We start from the raw sequence: 16,935 nt of genomic DNA on the forward strand, positions 1-16,935 counted from the left end.
CTAGCTAGCCGCCTGCATTAGTGAGCTGAGCATTTCGTCAATCGTCGAAAGCAGCTTCGTGGCCGCCTTGTAGGACTGCTCGATGTCCAACAGGAGAATAAGCTCCTCGTCGAGGTTGACGCCTGTGGCATTGGCATAGGCTTCCTTCGCCCGCATCTGCATGGCAGAGGTGCTTTCTGCAGCCGAGCTGGCGTTGCTTCGATATTCCTGAACCCAGCCGACGGAATCGGTCGAATAAGCCAGAAGCGTGGCACGGGTTGTGGTTCCGGCATCGCCGTCGAAATCGACGGTCTCTTCGAATCCTGCGAGATAGCCGTAAAGGAGCTTCGAAAAGCCTGCGGCATTCTCGGTATTCTGCTTTACGCCGGAAATATTGCCGTCCCTCAACTTAGTCGGATCGGCTTGCGCGTCACTATCGACCGTGATCAGCCCCGCCAGACCGGAGACGATATCCGGGTTATTGAAATCGATAGTCGATCCGTCCTTGGTGGTGAAGAGGCCGGCGATTTCATCACCTGCACCGTCCAACTCGGCAAAGACCGACATCGTAACGCGGGCAATCTCGTCCAACTGATCCTGATAGGTCGGGTAGACTTCGTCGCGCAACTGCAGCAGCGCCTGAAGCGAGCCGCTGGCGCTGGTGCTACTGCCCTTGCCCGGAGCAAGCGAGACACCATCGATATAGACGGCGTTGCCTGGCGGTCCGTCCGCAGACAAAACCGCACTGGCATCGAAGGTTACCTCGCGTGGCACCGTCTCGAACAGGGTGATGCCGCCGCTGGTATAAAGCACCATGTCGTTGCCATCACGGACGGTGCTCGTGACGCCGACGATCTCGGATATCTGCTTTACAAGGCCTTCGCGGGTGTCGAGTGCATCGTTGGCATCCTCGCCCCTCGAGATCTTTTCCTTGACCTTGTCGTTGACCTTCTCGAAATCCTTCAAGAGTTGGTTCAACTTATCAACGGTCGTCGAAATCTCCGAATCCGCCTGGACGCGAAGCCCCTGAACGGCTGATGTCTGCTGATTAAGGGAGTTGGCAAGATCGCCAGCCGCCGCTACTGCGGCCGCTGCCAATGTTACGTCGCTCGGTGACGTAGCATAAGTATCAAGCGACTCGACAAGAGCCGCCAGATATTGCGAAGGCGTCGCCGAAGATTCGCTTCCGCCCATCGCCGCATCGAGCGATACGAGACCCTTCAACAAAGCCTGCTGACCTGCATCGTCTGCAATTGCCGACAATGTCTGCTTCAGAAGGGCCGCGTCCTCGGTACGCTCCAGCTTGACCGTAGTCGCACCGGAATAGGGGTTCGTCGTCGTGACCGCAGTACGACGATTGTAATCCTCAGTGTTCGTATTGGACGTGTTGGTCGACACCGTGGCCGTCTGGGTCGCGGTGTTGCTCAGGATCGATTTCGTCGTATTGATTGCGGATGCGATGGACATTCAGCTGGCTCCTACGCCTTAACGGGCGAGATTGATGAGAACATCCATCAGGTCAGAGCCGGTCTGGAATACCTTGGAATTCGCCGTGTAGCTACGCTGCGATTCGATCATTTCCGTCAGTTCGCTTGCGAGGTCGACGTTGGATGTTTCCAGGGCACCGGAAACGATTTCGCCGAAGCCGGTGGTGCCGGCAAAGCCGATGGTGACGACACCTGAGTCTGCGGTCGGCTTATATACGTTGCCCGAGAAGAGCTTGAGATTGTCCGGGCTCTGAACCGTCGCCATCGCAATCTGGTAGAGGGCTTTCGGATCGCTCTTGGCGTAGGTCGCGTAAACCGTGCCATCCGAATCGATCTCGATACCGGTCATAGACTCGGCCGGGCTACCGTTGGCGCTACCCTTGGAGATTACCGATGCGCTGGAAAGCTGGTTCATGCCGGAAAGGTCGAAGTCAATGCCGCCAACGGTGATCGACAGCGGCGAGGTCGCGCCGTCAACGCTGACGAGACCCTTCGAATCAAACACCAGATCGGCGGTCACGGCCGTGCCGGAATACGGGAAGCTGCCGCTGCCGGTCGTGCTCTTATCGGCAGCATTGTAAACTGCGACTTCCCAAGAGTTATCGGCCGTCTTGGTGAAGTAGAAATCGTAGGTTACAGCTGCGCCGTACTCGTCATAGGTCGTTACCGAGGTCTTCAGCATGCTGTCCATGTCGACATCGGTGGTAGCACCGTTATCACTTGCCCAGCTGCCCGCAGCGACAGGATCCGCCGACTTGTTGAGGTTGCCGGTGAGCGAGCCGTTGGTCGTTGCGACAGCCGTGATGCTCGAGTTGGAAGCCTTAACCGGCACCAGCCCGTCATAGGAATTGACGACGGTGGTCGGCGTGCCTCCATCGGCGTCGTAACCGAGAAGCATGTAGCCGGCGTCGTTCACGAGATAGCCGTTTTCATCGGGAGTAAACGAACCCGCACGCGTCAGGAAGATGTTTCCAGCGGTATCCTGGACGATGAAGAAACCTTCACCCTGGATCGCGAGATCAGATCCGGACGTGGTGTATTCCAAGGCACCCTGTTCCGAAACGGAGTAGGAAACTTTCGTCTCCACGCCGCCGGAGTTGTAGTTGCCGGAAGTGGATGGAAGAACCAGTGACGAAAACGAGGTCGAAGCGCCCTTGTAGGCTGTCGTGCTCGAGTTCGCGATATTGTCACCGACCGTCCCCAGGCGGTTAGCCTGAGCATTCATGCCCGAAACGGCGGTCTTCATGGTTCCAAAAATGCTCATTTCGAATCCTCGCTGTGATAGTTGCTCCACATTAGGTGCCGGTCCTTGCGTGAAGCTGTCTGAAAAGGATGGATGGAAAATTTGAAAAACATTTTTCGACGGCGGGATGCCCAACGGGTCGATGGAAAACCGGCAGTCGAAACAATCGGAAAAGGCCGAACAATCATTGCCGGCCGGAAAACAAAAAAGGGGCGATCCTGATCGCCCCTTACATTTTTCAATTCCAGTCGATGCAATACCCGAGGAAGCGCTTTGAATCGATCGGGTCGATTCCGAGCTTCTTGCGGAGCTTCTTGCGCAATTTGCTGATATGGCTCTCGACGACGTTTTCCTCGACGTCCTCGTCGAAGATGCCGTAGATGGCCGAGAAGATCTGCGCCTTGGAAACACGTCGGCCGCGATTGGCGACCAGATATTCGAGAATGCGGCGCTCGCGGCGCGGCAGCGGAAAGACTTCCCCACCAATCTCAGGATCGCGACCGTCGGAATAGACGCGGATCGAACCGATATCGGTGTAGTTGGCGATGGCGGTCAGGCGGCGACGGATGGCAGCGGCGCGCGCCAGGATCTCGCGCGGATGAACCGGCTTGCGGACGACGTCGTCGACGCCGGCATCGAACAGCGCCAGCGTCGCATCGAGCGACGGCTGATCGGAAACGGCGATGACCGGTGCGGTGGAACGATCGCGGATGGCGCGCGGCAGATCGCAGGCGTTCTTGGTCTGGCCGATGAGGAAGGCTTCGATGGCGCGGATATCGGCATCGGCTGCGGAGTTGACCCACTCGCCGAACTCGACGGGATCGAAGCCTGCCGAGGGGATGCCCTCGCGGCCGAACAGGGATGTGTAACCTTCCGTTACGAGCTCTCGCTCATCAACCACGACGATCATTCACCCATCTCCGAATCAGCAGCGTTCATGTGCTGAGGCATGAGTACGAATCGTGAGAGTCAGCCACAATTATAGGAACTTGTGGGGACTAATTAATAATTGATTAACCACACCTCTCCGATTTGCACTAGATGTAGTGGCTCAAACCAAAACAGGCACAATTTTTTCGGTGGATATCGTACTAGAATGATTGATGCTAACGAGACTCCGTTTGACACGCCTCATTATCGCCGGACTCGTGATGGAAAAAAACCGCGATCAAAAATCTACTTTTAGTTGCGGATATGTTTGTTACTCATCCACCCCGACACGGTAAAGAGGCACCATTTCTACGGCTCGATATTGAACGCGGGGAGTGGTAAGCCGTCCGCGAATGCGCGGATACAGGATCGGGCGGTATCAAGCGCCTCACGGATCGTCACATCCATATCGAGATAACGGTATGTGCCGAGGCGGCCGACAAAGGTGACGCCTTGCTCGAAGCGAGCACGCGCCACGTATTGCGCCAGCAGCGCCTGCTCGCCACTCAGCCTTATCGGATAATATGGCTCATCATCCGGACCGCATGCCCGCGAATACTCCCGGTAACATACGCTCCGTTCGTGGCTTTCCCAGGGAGAGAAGTGCTTATGCTCGGTAACCCGTGTGTAACGGACATCGGCATCTGCGTAATTCATCACCGCGCAACCCTGATAATCACCGTCGTATTGAAACTCCTCGAAATCAAGGGTGCGGTATCCAAGCCGGCCGAGCTCGTAGTCGAAGTAACCGTCGAGCGGCCCGGAATAAAACACGTGTGAGAAATCGCCGGCATCGCTGCGGACGAAATTCCGCTCCAGTTCTATGGAGATGTTGTCGTGCGACAAGATACGCGCGACCATCTCGGTATAACCGTGCTCCGGCATGCCCTGATAGAGATGCGAAAAGTAGTTGTCGTCGTAGCTGAACCGCACCGGCAGTCGTTTGAGGATGCTGGCAGGCAGATCCGCAGGCGAGCATCCCCACTGCTTGCGCGTGTATCCTTCAAAAAACGCTTCGTAGAGTTCGCGTCCGACGAATTTGAGTGCCTGATCCTCGAATGTCACCGGTTCACCGATCGACGGGTCAGACTGTGACTGAATGAAGTCGCGCGCCTCATCCGGCCTGAAGGTCCTGTCAAAGAACTGGTTGATCGTGTGCAGGTTGACGGGCAGCGAATAGACCTGCCCTGCGCTCGTCGTCTTCACCCTGTTCACATAGGGCATGAACGTCATGTGCCGGTTGACGTAACGCCACACCTCATCATCATTGGTGTGGAAGATATGCGGCCCGTAGACATGGACCATCACGCCGGACGCTTCGTCCCGCGCAGTGTGACAATTGCCAGCGATGTGGGAACGCCGATCGATGATGTGGACGACGTGACCGGCCTCTGCCAGCTCGCGGCCGATGACGGCACCGGACAGACCGGCGCCGACGATCAGAACTGGTTTCGGCACTGTGCCCCCCTAAATTCCCGAACCCGCCCGAGCATGTCTCTCGAAGTGATCCCGGAATTTGCGGGAAAGACATGCCTGGAAACAAGAAACCAAAGTGCGGTGCGCTCTAGTGCGATTGCGCCGGCGCAGCCGCACTGCCGGCTGTGCCGGCAGGAGCAGGCTCTGGCGCAATGATTTTCTTGGAAGCCATCTTCTGGTTCGACTTCCCGGCAAGGTCCGCCTTGGAGAGGTAATCGAGCTGTTCGAAAATCACCGCGGTCACCAATGCATCCCCGGCTCGCGCGTTGAGGTCGTCCTTGATCTTGGCTCTCAGGCCCTCGACATTCAGGTCACCCACCTTCGGCAGGTCGATCATCTTGTTACCCACCAGGACGGTGTAGAGCTCATCCGTGATGTAGGGCGCGATCGGGATATGCGTGTTAGCAGCCTTCTCCTGATCGATCATCACCGAGACCTTGGTGAGGAAGTAACCGGTCACAGCTCCTTCCGTCACCACGGGTATGCTCAGGGTTTCACCTGCCACATAAGCCGGGGGAATGACGGGTTTGGCAACTTCTACGCCGGATTTCGCCGACAAGGTCACAGCCGCATATACCCCGCCAAGCGAGATTATGCATACCCAGACGCCGATCAGGACAATCTTGATCATCTATCGGCCCGAACGAGGAACTGTTCCTGGGAATAGGTGCCGTCGTCGTCTGCACTGCGAACGGCATTCTTCAGAAGTTCGGCAACGGCGCGTACAGCACGCATATGAGCTTCCACGCGGCGTTCGTTCAACTTCAGTTTGGCCTTGAGCGCATGCAGCTGCTCCAGATGGGCCGCCGTGATGTCATTTCGCTCGCTGTTGCGGAAAAGCATGGTCAATTCGTAAAGGCAGCGGCTCTTGTGTGCATTCGAGAGCTTGAAATCGAACTCGGGATCGGTGCCGATCCGCTGGTTTTCGTTTTCGATGATCACGTCAAGACGACCGAGAACCGCCTTGATGCGGTACTCGCTGTTCAGCACTTCCATGGAATCGTTCTCCCTCGGCATTTCAATCAAGCCGCGTCGTTATCAGTTTTTTTGATGGCGCCCGGCGACAGCAGCGTACGGCGTTCGAAATCCGTAATCATGCTGACAGCCTTGGCCTTGTCGTTTCCGTCTGTCGTGTTGTTGGGCACTTCAAGACGCTGCTTGTTCAGCGCCTGCGCGAAGACCTGTTCCGCGATGCCAATGCCGCCTCGCTTGGAAACCGAATCCGCCATCTGTTCGGCCATCATGCTCTTCCAGAACTCGCCGGCAGAGCCCTTGCCGTAAACGGCTTCGCTTTCGGAAGGCATCATGTCCTTGAGGAAGGTCGTCAGGACGCTCGATTCGAACTTCCGGTAAACTTCAGGAATCTGCTCCTTGCCGGTAGCGTGCTGAATATTGCCGATGCCCGCCTTGGATGCATCGCTTGCACCGGCGCCCAGCACAGATGCAAAACCGGCATTGCTGGCCGTCAGCACGGATGCCTGATGTTCAGCACTTACAGAACGCAGCTTTTCGCGCGCTGCCAACATGCTGTTCGGATCGGCTGCCTTGACTACGTCGAGGACAAGATCGCTGGAAGGAGATATGGCCACGTCGTTTCCCTCTTGCTTGCGCGCCGACCGAAAATCGACTTCGATTTCCGGGCTTGCGATGCGCAGACCTCAGTGTCACAGCGTCTTGCCTGAACCGATGAATGGCGCACGACGCTGTAAAATCGAGGGGAATGTTGCCACCTTAACCTTGCTGGAAGCTGGTGTCCTTCAATGTGATCATCATCTCAAGCAAGTTGATGACGGCATCGTCCTCGCGAGCACGCTGCTCCTGCTCCAGGGCCTCCTTGCGGCGCTCATCAAGCCGGTCTCCCTTGCTGCGCTCCTTTGCCAGGCGCGCTTCCTGAGAGCGGCGGGCCGCCATAAGCTGCTTTTCTTCCGTTGCCAGCCGTGAGAAACGGCCCAGATAATGGCGCGAAAGACCGCGATGGATCGGGTCGAGCGAGGTCATGACATTCGCTGTCAATTCCATTGCTGTGTTCACTTCCTCGCGCTGGCGAACGATAACCGAAAGCTCGTTTTCGATCATCTTCTCCATATGCCGCTGGACGCTGACGAGACGCTTGAGCTTCTTGGATCTGTCCATATCCGCCATTATCCGCTCCTATAGATTGCCGAAGATGACGAAGAAGCCATCGGCAAACTGATCGAGAATTGCCGCTATGCCGAAATAAATCAGCAGGATACCGCCTGCCAGCGCGAAAGGCGTGGAAATGAAATAGAGAGGGATTTGCGGTGCCAGCTTGTTGATGAGGCCAACGACCACGTTGAACAGCAGACCATAGAGGATGAAGGGGCTCGCCAGCCTCAGCATGATCATGAAAGACGCGGAGAGCGTGTCCGTCAGGCTGACCAGCGAGCGTTGCGAACCGATCAACGAGCCCACCGGAATGCTCTGATAGGATTCGGCCAGCTCCTTGATCATGTAATGGTGGAAATCCAAAACAAAAAGGATGAGAAGCGCGCCCGTTGCCAGAAGACTGGTCAGCGAGTTGTCGGAACTGTCTTCGAATATGTCTCCTGAAGGCGTGGCATTGAACGAAATGGCCATGCCGATTATCGCACCCGCAAACTGGATGCCGAGAACATAGATCCGCGCGACGAGGCCGAAGATGACGCCCGTCATCGTCTCGGAGAAGATCGTCACGATGAAGACTTCGGGGGCGGCCGAGGCGGGCGGATAGAGGATATCCCAGAACAAAGGCAAAAGCGCCAGCGATAACGCCAGCGCCAGAAAAAGCCTGATCTGCATCGGCAGACGCGCCGACGAGAACCCTGGCATAACCATCACGCATCCACCTATTCGGCAGAATGCCAGGAAAAGCGCCATTATGGCGCCCTGGGGATCGGGGATCATGAAATCGAACCGAGTATCTTGATTTCCGTGCCTTTTGCCAACTCGACATGGGAGAGCACCGGAAGCGTCGAGAACAGGCGTTCGGTGATCATGCGGACATAGGAGCGCGTTTCGGGCAGGGTCACAAGTACAAAAGGCAGTCCCTCGTCCATGAATTCACGGATAACCTTGCTTGCCTCGTTGCTGAACTCTTCCAGATGGCGCGGATCGATATCGAATTCGATCACTTCACCCTTGGCGTCGCGCTTGAGCGCCTGCTGGAAGATCAAGTCCCACTTGGTACCGATGCGGACGACACGCAGCACGCCGTTGTCGGAAAGATCGCCGCAAATCTGCTGCGCCATGCGGACACGCACATGCTCGACGATCTGCTCGGCCTTCTTCAGATGCGGTGCGAGTTCGGCCACCGCTTCGAGAATGAGATGCAGGTTGCGGATCGAAACGCGCTCGGCCAGCAACAGTTTCAAGATGGCCTGCAGGCCGGAATAGGACATGTGAGACGAGCAGATTTCGTCGGCAAGCTTCTTGTATTCCGGGTCCAGCCGGTCGATCAGAATCTTCACGTCCTTGAACGAGAGGAGCGACGGAAGATTGTTGCGGATCACCTCGCTCACGTGCGTCAGCAGCGCAGAGATGTTGTCGATCGGGTGGAAGCCCTCGCGCTTCAGATCTTCGACGAAATGCTCCAGAACGGAGACCGCCGGCATGCCGAAGGCGGGTTCGCGAACCTCGTCGCCAGGAACCGACGGCTTGTGGCGCTTGCCGGTAATGACGAGCACTTCACCGACACGCAGTGTGCTTGCGGCGACCGTCGTGCCATGGATGCGGATCTGGTAGGACTTGTCGGGGATGGCGATATCGTCGCTGACCTTGATCTCGGGTACGACGAAACCGTACTGTACGGCAAACTTCTTGCGCATCTTGCTGACGCGGAAGGCAAGTTCCTGATGGGCTCCCAGCAGGCGCGGCGAAACGAGCTTGCCGAGCGCCAGCTCGATCTCGGTGGTCTTGAGGACGTTCTTGACCGTGTCCTTTTCGACCTCCTGCTTCTGGACGGCCTTCTTTTCCTCCTCCTCGCGCAGGAGCTTGTTCTGCGCCTCGATCTGGCGGGGAACGAGCCATGCGCCAGCGGCCAGAAGACCACCAAGGGCGGTGAACGGCAGGAGGGGCAGGCCCGGAATGAGCGCGAGAACGAACATCAAGCCCGCAGCGACCGACATGGCCTTGGGATAGCTGCTCAACTGGCCGATAACGGCCGTATCGGTGGAGCCCTTGGTGCCGCCGCGCGTTACGATGAGGCCGGCTGCGAGCGAGACAATGAGAGCCGGAATCTGGGTTACGATACCGTCACCGACAGAAAGCTTGACGAAGACATCGGCTGCTTCGCCGATTTCCATACCGTGACGGAAATAGCCGATGATGATGCCGCCGAAAATGTTGATCGCGGTGATCAACAGGCCTGCGACCGCATCGCCGCGAACGAATTTCGAGGCACCGTCCATCGCGCCGTAGAAGGAGCTTTCCTCTTCGAGTTCACTACGGCGGCGCTGGGCTTCCTTCTCGTCGATCGTGCCGGCGGACAGGTCCGCATCGATCGACATCTGCTTGCCGGGAATGGCATCGAGGGTGAAGCGGGCTCCGACTTCCGCGATACGGGTGGCACCCTTGGTGATAACGATGAAGTTGACGACGATCAGGATCAGAAAGACGATCAGACCGATAACGAAGTCGCCGGACATGACCAGACTGGAGAAGCCGGCGATGACACCGCCAGCCGCATCATGTCCCTCATGTCCATGGGAGAGGATGACGCGCGTTGTCGCAATGTTGAGCGCCAGACGAATCATGGTGGCGATCAGAAGGATCGTCGGGAAGGACGAAAAATCCAGAGGGCGCTGAATCCAGAGCGAAACCATCAGGATGAGGACGGCGAAGGCGATGGAGAAGGCCAGCCCCACGTCGATCATGAAGACCGGGATCGGCAGGAAGAGAATGCAAAGGATCGTGACTATGCCGACGGCAAAACCGATGTCACGGCCCTTCGGCGCGACCTTCGGCAACGGCAGGATACTCTGAGGGGTGGCCATTTCTGCTCCGTCTCGTCATGAGATGCGGAAACCGCCTGAGGCGCTTTCGCTTCCAAAGTCCTTGAATTCGGACAGCCGTCGCAACATCGGACAGCCAGCCGGTTTGGGTAAAATCTAGAAAGCGAAGCTTGCGTGAGAGTGACGGCGCGTTAAGCCATTCCCGGAATTGATGGCCGGACGGGGATGACACAAGAGCATTTTTCAGCTACGTTCATCACGAATTAAGTCCCGAGGGCAAGGATGCCCGGTGGACGTGTGCGCGATGGAAGCGCAAGTCTGGGCCATGATATCGGCCATTGCAGCAAGCAAAAGGCTTCCATCCGCATGGTTTCAAGCGCATTCTCCACATATACGAGCTATCTTGTCCTCAACAGGGACATCAATTCCTCGTTGTCGCGCGTTGCAAGCCAGGGTGATGTTGCAAGCAACACGGACTATTACGAAGAAAATATCGGCAAAGTCACCACAGCCGAGGAATTCGTCAACGATTACAGGTTGTTTTCCTATGCAATGAAGGCCTACGGCCTCGAGGAGATGACCTATGCCAAGGCCTTCATGAAGAAGGTGCTGGAAAGCGATCCGAACGACGATTCCAGCTTCGCCAATTCACTCACCGACACCCGATACGCGGATTTCGCCAAGGCCTACAATTTCTCGGGCGATTTGGCGAAGGCACAGACATCGGCCCAGACCGAGAACCTCGTTACGGCCTACCAGGATTCCTTTACCCAGGAAGAAACGGACATCAAGTCCGAGGTGTCCTATTTCCAGAGCAAGATCGGTAGCATCGATCATGTCAACGACATTATCGGCAATGACAGGCTGCGCACCTACGTGCTGGAATCATTCGGGCTCGACGCGAAATACACCTCCAAGAACTATCTATCGCAGGTCCTGACAAGCGATCTGAACGATCCCGATAGCGTTGCCAATCAGGCGAGCAACGATGCCTGGCGCGAACTGGCTGCGGCTTTCAATTTCAGCTCCGATGGCACAGTCGCTGCAGGCGAGACCGCGCAGAGCGCTGAACAGACATCGGATCTGCGGCTCGACTACATTTACAACAAGTCGACCTATCCCTCCGACCTGCTCCTGGACGCAAACCAGTCCTACTGGGAAAAACACGTTGCCGAGGCCGGAAGCGCCTCCGAAATCACTTCGGACGCGCGGCTTCTGGAGTATGTCAAAACTGCTTTCGGACTGCGCGACACGATGATGGCATCGAGCGTTGCCAGTATGATGTACAGCCGGACATTCGCCGAGACGATCGGCAATACTGAGCTACTGGATTATTTCAGTTTCCAGACCGACGGAACGGTTGCGGCCGGTGGTTCGGCCCAGACCAGCGAACAGGCGACCAATCTCGAGGCCAAGTACAAGACCGCGTTCCAGGCCAGCCAGGCCGATGCGGTGGAAAATGCTGTCTCCAATTTCGAGACCCGCATCGCCGACGTCAAAAGCATTGATGACTTCTTCAAGTCGAATGCAGATGACGACGATGCGAACAACGACGACGTTACCGAAATATGGGATGTCGCGTTGCGCGCCTTCGGCATCGACCCAAGTGAGGTCAAAATGACGGCCCTGCGCAAGATCCTTTCCAGCAATCTCGAAGACAAGGACAGCTACGCCAATCAGCTGGATGACGAGCGGTATGTGGCCCTCGTCAAAGCGTTCAATTTCGATACGAAGGGCGACGTCGACACCCCACTTCTGGCACAGTCGGAAAACGTAACTCAGGACTTTACCGCGGATTACCTCAGCCTCAAGACACGCTTCCTGAAGGGCGATGAGAGGGAAAAAGCGGGCGAAACCGCCACTGACGAGATCGAGTATTTCGAAAAGAAGATGGAATCGATTTCGACTGTCGATGAACTTCTATCGGACAGCAGGCTCGTCAACTTCCTGCTCGAGAGCCAGGAAATTGATCCGAAGAGCGTCACAAAAGACGAGCTGCAGCAGATGTTCGCTTCGGATCTCGACGATCCGAAGAGCTACGTCAACCAGTTGGACAACAAGAGCTTCGCCAAGATCGTCGCTTCCTTCAATTTCGACACCGAAGGTAACCTGACATCCGATACGCTTGGCACGGTCCAGCAGAGGGGCGACGTTTTCCAGACTGTCAGTAACTACTATCGGCAGACACTGGAAGAAGAGCAGGGCGATTCCAACGAGGGCGTTCGACTTGCTCTCTATTTCGAGCGCAAGGCCTCGTCGATCACCAGTGCCTACGACATCCTTGGGGATTCAGCGCTGCTCAACTTTTTCAAGACAGCCTACAATCTGTCGACCTATTTCTCCAGCCAGGAGCTTGAGAAGCAGGCAGCGACCGTCGAGAAATTCGTCGAGCTCGATAAATTGTCCGATCCGGATTACGTGCAGAAGGTCATTCAACGCTTCACCGCACTTTACGACAGCCAGAACGGCGCAACGGACTCGGCTGCCCTTTCCATTCTTCAGGGCAGCTCCTCCTCGATCAGCGCTGACACGCTGCTGGCCGTGGCCCAGCTTTCGGCACGCTAACGAAGAGCTTCATCCATCTTTTCTGTCATCTCAAATAGAAACACCGCCCAAAGCGATCGGGCGGTGTTTTTGCGTTGAACAGGACAGCACCATGCTGTGCCGTCATCAATTCCAGTCGATGCAATACCCGAGGAAGCGCTTTGAATCGATCGGGTCGGTTCCGAGCTTCTTGCGGAGCTTCTTGCGCAATTTGCTAATATGGCTCTCGACGACGTTTTCCTCGACGTCCTCGTCGAAGATGCCGTAGATGGCCGAGAAGATCTGCGCCTTGGAAACACGTCGGCCGCGATTGGCGACCAGATATTCGAGAATGCGGCGCTCGCGGCGCGGCAGCGGGAAGACTTCACCACCAATCTCAGGATCGCGACCGTCGGAATAGACGCGGATCGAACCGATATCGGTGTAGTTGGCGATGGCGGTCAGGCGGCGACGGATGGCAGCGGCGCGCGCCAGAATCTCGCGCGGATGAACCGGCTTGCGGACGACGTCGTCGACGCCGGCATCAAACAGCGCCAGCGTCGCATCGAGCGACGGCTGATCGGAAACGGCGATGACCGGTGCGGTGGAGCGATCGCGGATGGCGCGTGGCAGATCGCAGGCGTTCTTGGTCTGGCCGATGAGGAAGGCTTCGATGGCGCGGATATCGGCATCGGCTGCGGAGTTGACCCACTCGCCGAACTCGACGGGATCGAAGCCTGCCGAGGGGATGCCCTCGCGGCCGAACAGGGATGTGTAACCTTCCGTTACGAGCTCTCGCTCATCAACCACGACGATCATTCACCCATCTCCGAATCAGCAGCGTTCATGTGCTGAGGCATGAGTACGAATCGTGAGAGTCAGCCACAATTATAGGAACTTGTGGGGACTAATTAATAATTGATTAACCACACCTCTCCGATTTGCACTAGATATAGTGGTAAAAACCAAAACAGCCACAATTTTTTCGGTGGATTTTGACAGATTCATAACAGGATTCGGCATGCCCCTGTTTGACACGCCTCATTGCTGCCAGATCAAAGGCGCGATGTAAATTGGAAAGGCAATCTACTTCCAGTTGCCGCCAGCGCAAAAATTCGTCGCTCCTGCGGTCCACTGCCCATATCCCGAAGCGACCAGATTTGCGATCACGCGACATACGTATCGCTGCTGCGCCGGGTCATTGTTCGGCCCGGCATGGTAACGGGCAACAGCCATCGTCCAGGTCTCGTGCCGATCATACAGCTGCCGCAGAAAACGTGCGGCATAGGCAACGTTCTGAGCCGGATCGAACATATCCTGCAAGGAGGCAAATTCCGCGCCGTGATACATGAGGTTGATCTGCATGCAGCCGATGTCGATCAGCTTTGCCCCCTGCCCCCGAGATGCAGCAACCTGAGTAAAGGCTTCCTGCAGCGAACCGGGAAAGAATGCCTTGCCTTCGACATTCAAGGCAAAGGGACTGAGCGAGCCTTTTCGCCCTGTCTCGGTGAGGCCGACAGAATAGAGTATGCCTTCCGGAATGCCATATTGTGCAGCAGCGCGCTGTATCTGCCGTTCGCAAGCGAGGCTGGCGCCGACCGCCGCTTCCCCCCTATCAGAGATAAACGGTGTCGGGACGAGCACCAGCGCCGCCAGAACCCGCGCCTTGAGCCGAACCTTCATCCTTACCTCCGGAAGAGCTGATACGCGTACCGATGTCCGACGTATCCGTCAGACCGCCACTCGTATTGCCGCCCTGGCGGCCGTTCTGCTGCTGTTGCTGCTGCGCCTGTCCCATATCGGAAGACTGCCGGCTGTTGGCGAATGTATCGCTGCCCTTGTCGGACGAAGTCGAACTACTTCCACTCGCAATGCTGACCGTGATCTGGTCGACGCTGTAACCTTGTGACTTCAGGTTATCGAGCATCGTGGAACTGTCGTGCATGAGCTGCCGATAGGCCTTGCTGCTTTCGACGGTGAGATGAATGTTCAGCTCTTCGCCGACCATGCGCATCGTTGCCGTCACATGCCCGAGGTCATTGGGGTTGAGCTCGATCTTGAGCGTATTCACCACCTTGCCCGTGCTGGCATAAAGCGCCTCGTTGGACAGCTTTGCGCTCGGGTTCATGGCAGCCGACCAATCCGGATCCTGACCAAATGCGGTTGCCAGTGAGACCGCGTTGGAGCTCGGTGCCATGCCGATGTATCGACGGTTCTCGGTGACCTGGACAGCGGGCGTCTCCATGTCGACCGAAAGCTCGCTGTCATGCTCCAGCGCATCGTGAACCGCCGGGGCAACATCGGCGGCAGTCGCAGCTGGACGCTGGCTAGTTTTTGTATCCGTCGCCACGGTGTTCGTGGCCGTTCCTGCCGCTGCGTCCTTCAAGGACAGAGCAGCATTGCCGGCCTGTGCTGTTACCGTGTCTACGTCGATTTCAGCGGATTCCGTCTGTACCGGCAGCTGATCGCCGGCAATGTCCGACTGCACAGTCTGGGCAGACGCCGTTTCCGGAAGCGACTGGAGCAATGCCAGCGCGTCGTCCGCAGCATCCGGGTCTGCGGCATCGGTGTCCGTATTGTCTGTCTTGGCCTGATCGGCGGCGGTGTTGCGAACCGGGCTGCTCGAACCCTTCGTATTGGCCGGCATTGCCGCCTGCAGGTCGGCCAAAAGGTCTGCCGCCGTATCGAGATCGGCAACGTCGACAGGCACTTGCGGCTCCGCGTCCTGCCCCTCGACCGGCATTTCAACGACGGCCTCCGGAGTGATCGCATCCGAGGCCTGAACAACGGCCTTTGAAAGCATCGTTTCGACGGTCATCGCGAACGGACGAGCGCTTGCAGTCGCCTTCGGCTCGGCGGCGACGTCCGTATCAGGCTGGTCCTGTCCGGCTTGTGTCTCGGTTGCCGCGCCATCGTCATTCGCCGCGGCGGCTTTTTCGCGCTGGCCCTGGCCGTCGCCATAGGAGTTGAGCGTCTTGGCGAAACCGTCGTCCTTGGAAGTCCGCGTACCCTTGTTGGACGCAGAGGAAGCTGCGGTTGAAACATCCGCGCTCGCCGGCAAGGCATTGTTCACTACATTCATCATCGACCCCCAATCTCCTTCGCAAGGAGCGAATCTATCTCACCCAGCTTGTTTCGGCCTTGCGTGACGAAGTCGTCAACGGCCGCATTTGTCGCGGTCGCGGCATTCGGCACGACTGAGCCTGCAGTCGTCGGATCAGGCTTGGCATCGGCAGTCCGGGTGTTGCCATCGGGCGTAGGGGTGTCTTCGCCGCTGCCGCTGATATCCACAGGCCTGACAATCTCCTCGCCGACGCGTTGCGCAGCATCGAGAAGTGCTCGGTCGCGATCCGAAAGACCTTCGCGGGGAATCGATGAAAGCTGGTCGACAACCTGCGAAACATTTGAAGACGGAACCTTGGCAATATGCTCGTAAAGGCCGGGGAGTAGCGTACGTCCCTTGCCGCTAAGCACATCGTTCAATTTGCGTGCCTCTTCAGCCGTATAGCTCGCCAGATCATATTTACCCTTCAGCGTCGCCAGTCGTGATATGCGCAGGTAAAGCTCCTGGGCGCGGTCCGGATCCATGAGGTCGGCCACTTCCGAAACCCGGTCGTGTCCAAGCCCCGGCGCGCTGGTTACCGCGAGGTCGACGAAGAGGTCAGCGAACTGGCTGGCATAAGGCGAATGAAGAAAACGCCGCGCATACCGCACGGAATAGCCGAAAGCCCGATCGACATCCTTCAGACTTGCGCTTGCGACGATGGAGCGGCGCAGCGCCGCCTCTTCCAGGATCGTGCCCGGTGCATCGATGCGGGTGCGATCGTAAAAGATCAGTGCGGCGGTCGGATCAGTCGGATAATTGACGTTGCCGGCGACAAGATTGAGATAGGGACCGATCGGTGAGCCCTTATATTCCTGGGAGAGAGAGGCAATCGAGCTTGCAACCTGCCCGCCGCGGCCGTCGAGATATTTCTGCAGGACGTTGACGACACGCGCGTCGAGATATCCCTGAGTGTCGCGGGATGCCAGGAAGTTCAAGGTGGCGGGATTACCGCCACTCATCACGTAAACGAAGACTGCGTCTGCATTGCGCGTATCCGCAAGCGTTCCGTTGTCCGCAGATCGCAGCCTCTTGTCGAGAGAATCGAGCAGGTAGCGCTGGAGATCGGAGGCGGAGTGATCTCCGAGTACCAGCGAATCCTGGACGAACTGGAGGGACCTCAAGATCTTATAGGCATCGAGCGACTGGTCCTGGGCGCGCGTCTCGGCGGCTCCTGCAGCCAGCGCGGCCGCAAGAAGCGTGGAGCGAACAATCCAGTATCTGCGAGCGAACATCAGCGCTTAC

The 16,935-nt window shown here is 57.3% G+C and carries 15 protein-coding genes; 1 reads left to right on the plus strand and 14 read right to left on the minus strand.

Annotated features, from left to right (window positions below):
• The 10 genes from flgK to flhA form a co-directional block, all read right to left on the minus strand.
• On the minus strand, positions 1-1,446 hold the full coding sequence (gene flgK / locus ACI3K0_RS10080; protein ID WP_183823289.1) for a flagellar hook-associated protein FlgK: 1,446 nt from the start codon (positions 1,444-1,446) through the stop codon (positions 1-3).
• 18 nt (positions 1,447-1,464) lie between these two features.
• Positions 1,465-2,730 carry a flagellar hook protein FlgE gene (locus ACI3K0_RS10085; RefSeq protein WP_183823291.1) on the minus strand — a complete coding sequence of 422 codons (1,266 nt, stop codon included), beginning with the start codon at positions 2,728-2,730 and terminating at the stop codon, positions 1,465-1,467.
• 217 nt (positions 2,731-2,947) lie between these two features.
• Entirely contained in the window at positions 2,948-3,619 is a 672-nt protein-coding gene (gene rem, locus ACI3K0_RS10090; RefSeq protein WP_183823293.1) for a transcriptional activator Rem, read from the minus strand.
• A 329-nt stretch (positions 3,620-3,948) separates the two neighbouring features.
• The gene (glf, locus tag ACI3K0_RS10095; RefSeq protein WP_183823295.1) at positions 3,949-5,097 is read right to left on the minus strand and encodes a UDP-galactopyranose mutase; all 1,149 of its coding nucleotides are present in this window, start codon (positions 5,095-5,097) and stop codon (positions 3,949-3,951) included.
• A gap of 106 nt (positions 5,098-5,203) precedes the next feature.
• Positions 5,204-5,746 carry a hypothetical protein gene (locus tag ACI3K0_RS10100; protein ID WP_183823297.1) on the minus strand — a complete coding sequence of 181 codons (543 nt, stop codon included), beginning with the start codon at positions 5,744-5,746 and terminating at the stop codon, positions 5,204-5,206.
• The gene (locus ACI3K0_RS10105) at positions 5,743-6,111 is read right to left on the minus strand and encodes a hypothetical protein (protein WP_148148808.1); all 369 of its coding nucleotides are present in this window, start codon (positions 6,109-6,111) and stop codon (positions 5,743-5,745) included. The genes ACI3K0_RS10100 and ACI3K0_RS10105 overlap by 4 nt, the downstream gene beginning before the upstream one ends.
• A gap of 26 nt (positions 6,112-6,137) precedes the next feature.
• The gene (locus ACI3K0_RS10110) at positions 6,138-6,704 is read right to left on the minus strand and encodes a rod-binding protein (protein ID WP_183823299.1); all 567 of its coding nucleotides are present in this window, start codon (positions 6,702-6,704) and stop codon (positions 6,138-6,140) included.
• A 142-nt stretch (positions 6,705-6,846) separates the two neighbouring features.
• Positions 6,847-7,257, minus strand: coding sequence for a hypothetical protein (locus tag ACI3K0_RS10115; protein ID WP_183823301.1), 411 nt, complete (start codon positions 7,255-7,257; stop codon positions 6,847-6,849).
• Between the two features lie 9 nt (positions 7,258-7,266).
• On the minus strand, positions 7,267-8,019 hold the full coding sequence (gene fliR / locus ACI3K0_RS10120) for a flagellar biosynthetic protein FliR (protein WP_148148805.1): 753 nt from the start codon (positions 8,017-8,019) through the stop codon (positions 7,267-7,269).
• Positions 8,016-10,106 (minus strand): flagellar biosynthesis protein FlhA, encoded by a 2,091-nt coding sequence (gene flhA / locus ACI3K0_RS10125; RefSeq protein WP_148148804.1) that lies wholly within the window; start codon positions 10,104-10,106, stop codon positions 8,016-8,018. The genes fliR and flhA overlap by 4 nt, the downstream gene beginning before the upstream one ends.
• 240 nt (positions 10,107-10,346) lie before the next feature.
• On the opposite strand from flhA, the gene ACI3K0_RS10130 reads away from it, so the two are divergent.
• Entirely contained in the window at positions 10,347-12,629 is a 2,283-nt protein-coding gene (locus ACI3K0_RS10130; protein ID WP_246435959.1) for a DUF1217 domain-containing protein, read from the plus strand.
• A gap of 105 nt (positions 12,630-12,734) precedes the next feature.
• Here the strand turns inward: ACI3K0_RS10130 and rem (ACI3K0_RS10135) are convergent, their stop codons facing one another.
• The 4 genes from rem (ACI3K0_RS10135) to ACI3K0_RS10150 all read right to left on the minus strand — a co-directional run bounded on the left by rem (ACI3K0_RS10135) (position 12,735) and on the right by ACI3K0_RS10150 (position 16,925).
• The gene (gene rem / locus ACI3K0_RS10135; RefSeq protein WP_183684948.1) at positions 12,735-13,406 is read right to left on the minus strand and encodes a transcriptional activator Rem; all 672 of its coding nucleotides are present in this window, start codon (positions 13,404-13,406) and stop codon (positions 12,735-12,737) included.
• Between the two features lie 267 nt (positions 13,407-13,673).
• Positions 13,674-14,243 (minus strand): lytic transglycosylase domain-containing protein, encoded by a 570-nt coding sequence (locus ACI3K0_RS10140; RefSeq protein ID WP_394353645.1) that lies wholly within the window; start codon positions 14,241-14,243, stop codon positions 13,674-13,676.
• Complete coding sequence (locus ACI3K0_RS10145) at positions 14,203-15,672, minus strand: flagellar hook-length control protein FliK (RefSeq protein ID WP_183823305.1); 1,470 nt, start codon at positions 15,670-15,672, stop codon at positions 14,203-14,205. Before ACI3K0_RS10145 ends, ACI3K0_RS10140 begins: the two co-directional genes overlap by 41 nt.
• On the minus strand, positions 15,669-16,925 hold the full coding sequence (locus tag ACI3K0_RS10150; RefSeq protein WP_183823307.1) for a chemotaxis protein: 1,257 nt from the start codon (positions 16,923-16,925) through the stop codon (positions 15,669-15,671). The genes ACI3K0_RS10145 and ACI3K0_RS10150 overlap by 4 nt, the downstream gene beginning before the upstream one ends.
• Positions 16,926-16,935 lie beyond the last annotated feature (10 nt).

Source organism: Rhizobium sp. ZW T2_16 (genome assembly GCF_044987325.1).
Taxonomy (GTDB): Bacteria; Pseudomonadota; Alphaproteobacteria; order Rhizobiales; family Rhizobiaceae; genus Neorhizobium; species Neorhizobium cellulosilyticum.

Coding starts and splice junctions, on each gene's coding strand:
- flgK (WP_183823289.1), bottom strand. CDS start 1,446: ATGTCCATCGCATCCGCAATCAATACGACGAAATCGATCCTGAGCAAC.
- ACI3K0_RS10085 (WP_183823291.1), bottom strand. CDS start 2,730: ATGAGCATTTTTGGAACCATGAAGACCGCCGTTTCGGGCATGAATGCT.
- rem (WP_183823293.1), bottom strand. CDS start 3,619: ATGATCGTCGTGGTTGATGAGCGAGAGCTCGTAACGGAAGGTTACACA.
- ACI3K0_RS10100 (WP_183823297.1), bottom strand. CDS start 5,746: ATGATCAAGATTGTCCTGATCGGCGTCTGGGTATGCATAATCTCGCTT.
- ACI3K0_RS10105 (WP_148148808.1), bottom strand. CDS start 6,111: ATGGAAGTGCTGAACAGCGAGTACCGCATCAAGGCGGTTCTCGGTCGT.
- ACI3K0_RS10115 (WP_183823301.1), bottom strand. CDS start 7,257: ATGGCGGATATGGACAGATCCAAGAAGCTCAAGCGTCTCGTCAGCGTC.
- fliR (WP_148148805.1), bottom strand. CDS start 8,019: ATGATCCCCGATCCCCAGGGCGCCATAATGGCGCTTTTCCTGGCATTC.
- flhA (WP_148148804.1), bottom strand. CDS start 10,106: ATGGCCACCCCTCAGAGTATCCTGCCGTTGCCGAAGGTCGCGCCGAAG.
- ACI3K0_RS10130 (WP_246435959.1), top strand. CDS start 10,347: ATGCCCGGTGGACGTGTGCGCGATGGAAGCGCAAGTCTGGGCCATGAT.
- rem (WP_183684948.1), bottom strand. CDS start 13,406: ATGATCGTCGTGGTTGATGAGCGAGAGCTCGTAACGGAAGGTTACACA.
- ACI3K0_RS10145 (WP_183823305.1), bottom strand. CDS start 15,672: ATGATGAATGTAGTGAACAATGCCTTGCCGGCGAGCGCGGATGTTTCA.
- ACI3K0_RS10150 (WP_183823307.1), bottom strand. CDS start 16,925: ATGTTCGCTCGCAGATACTGGATTGTTCGCTCCACGCTTCTTGCGGCC.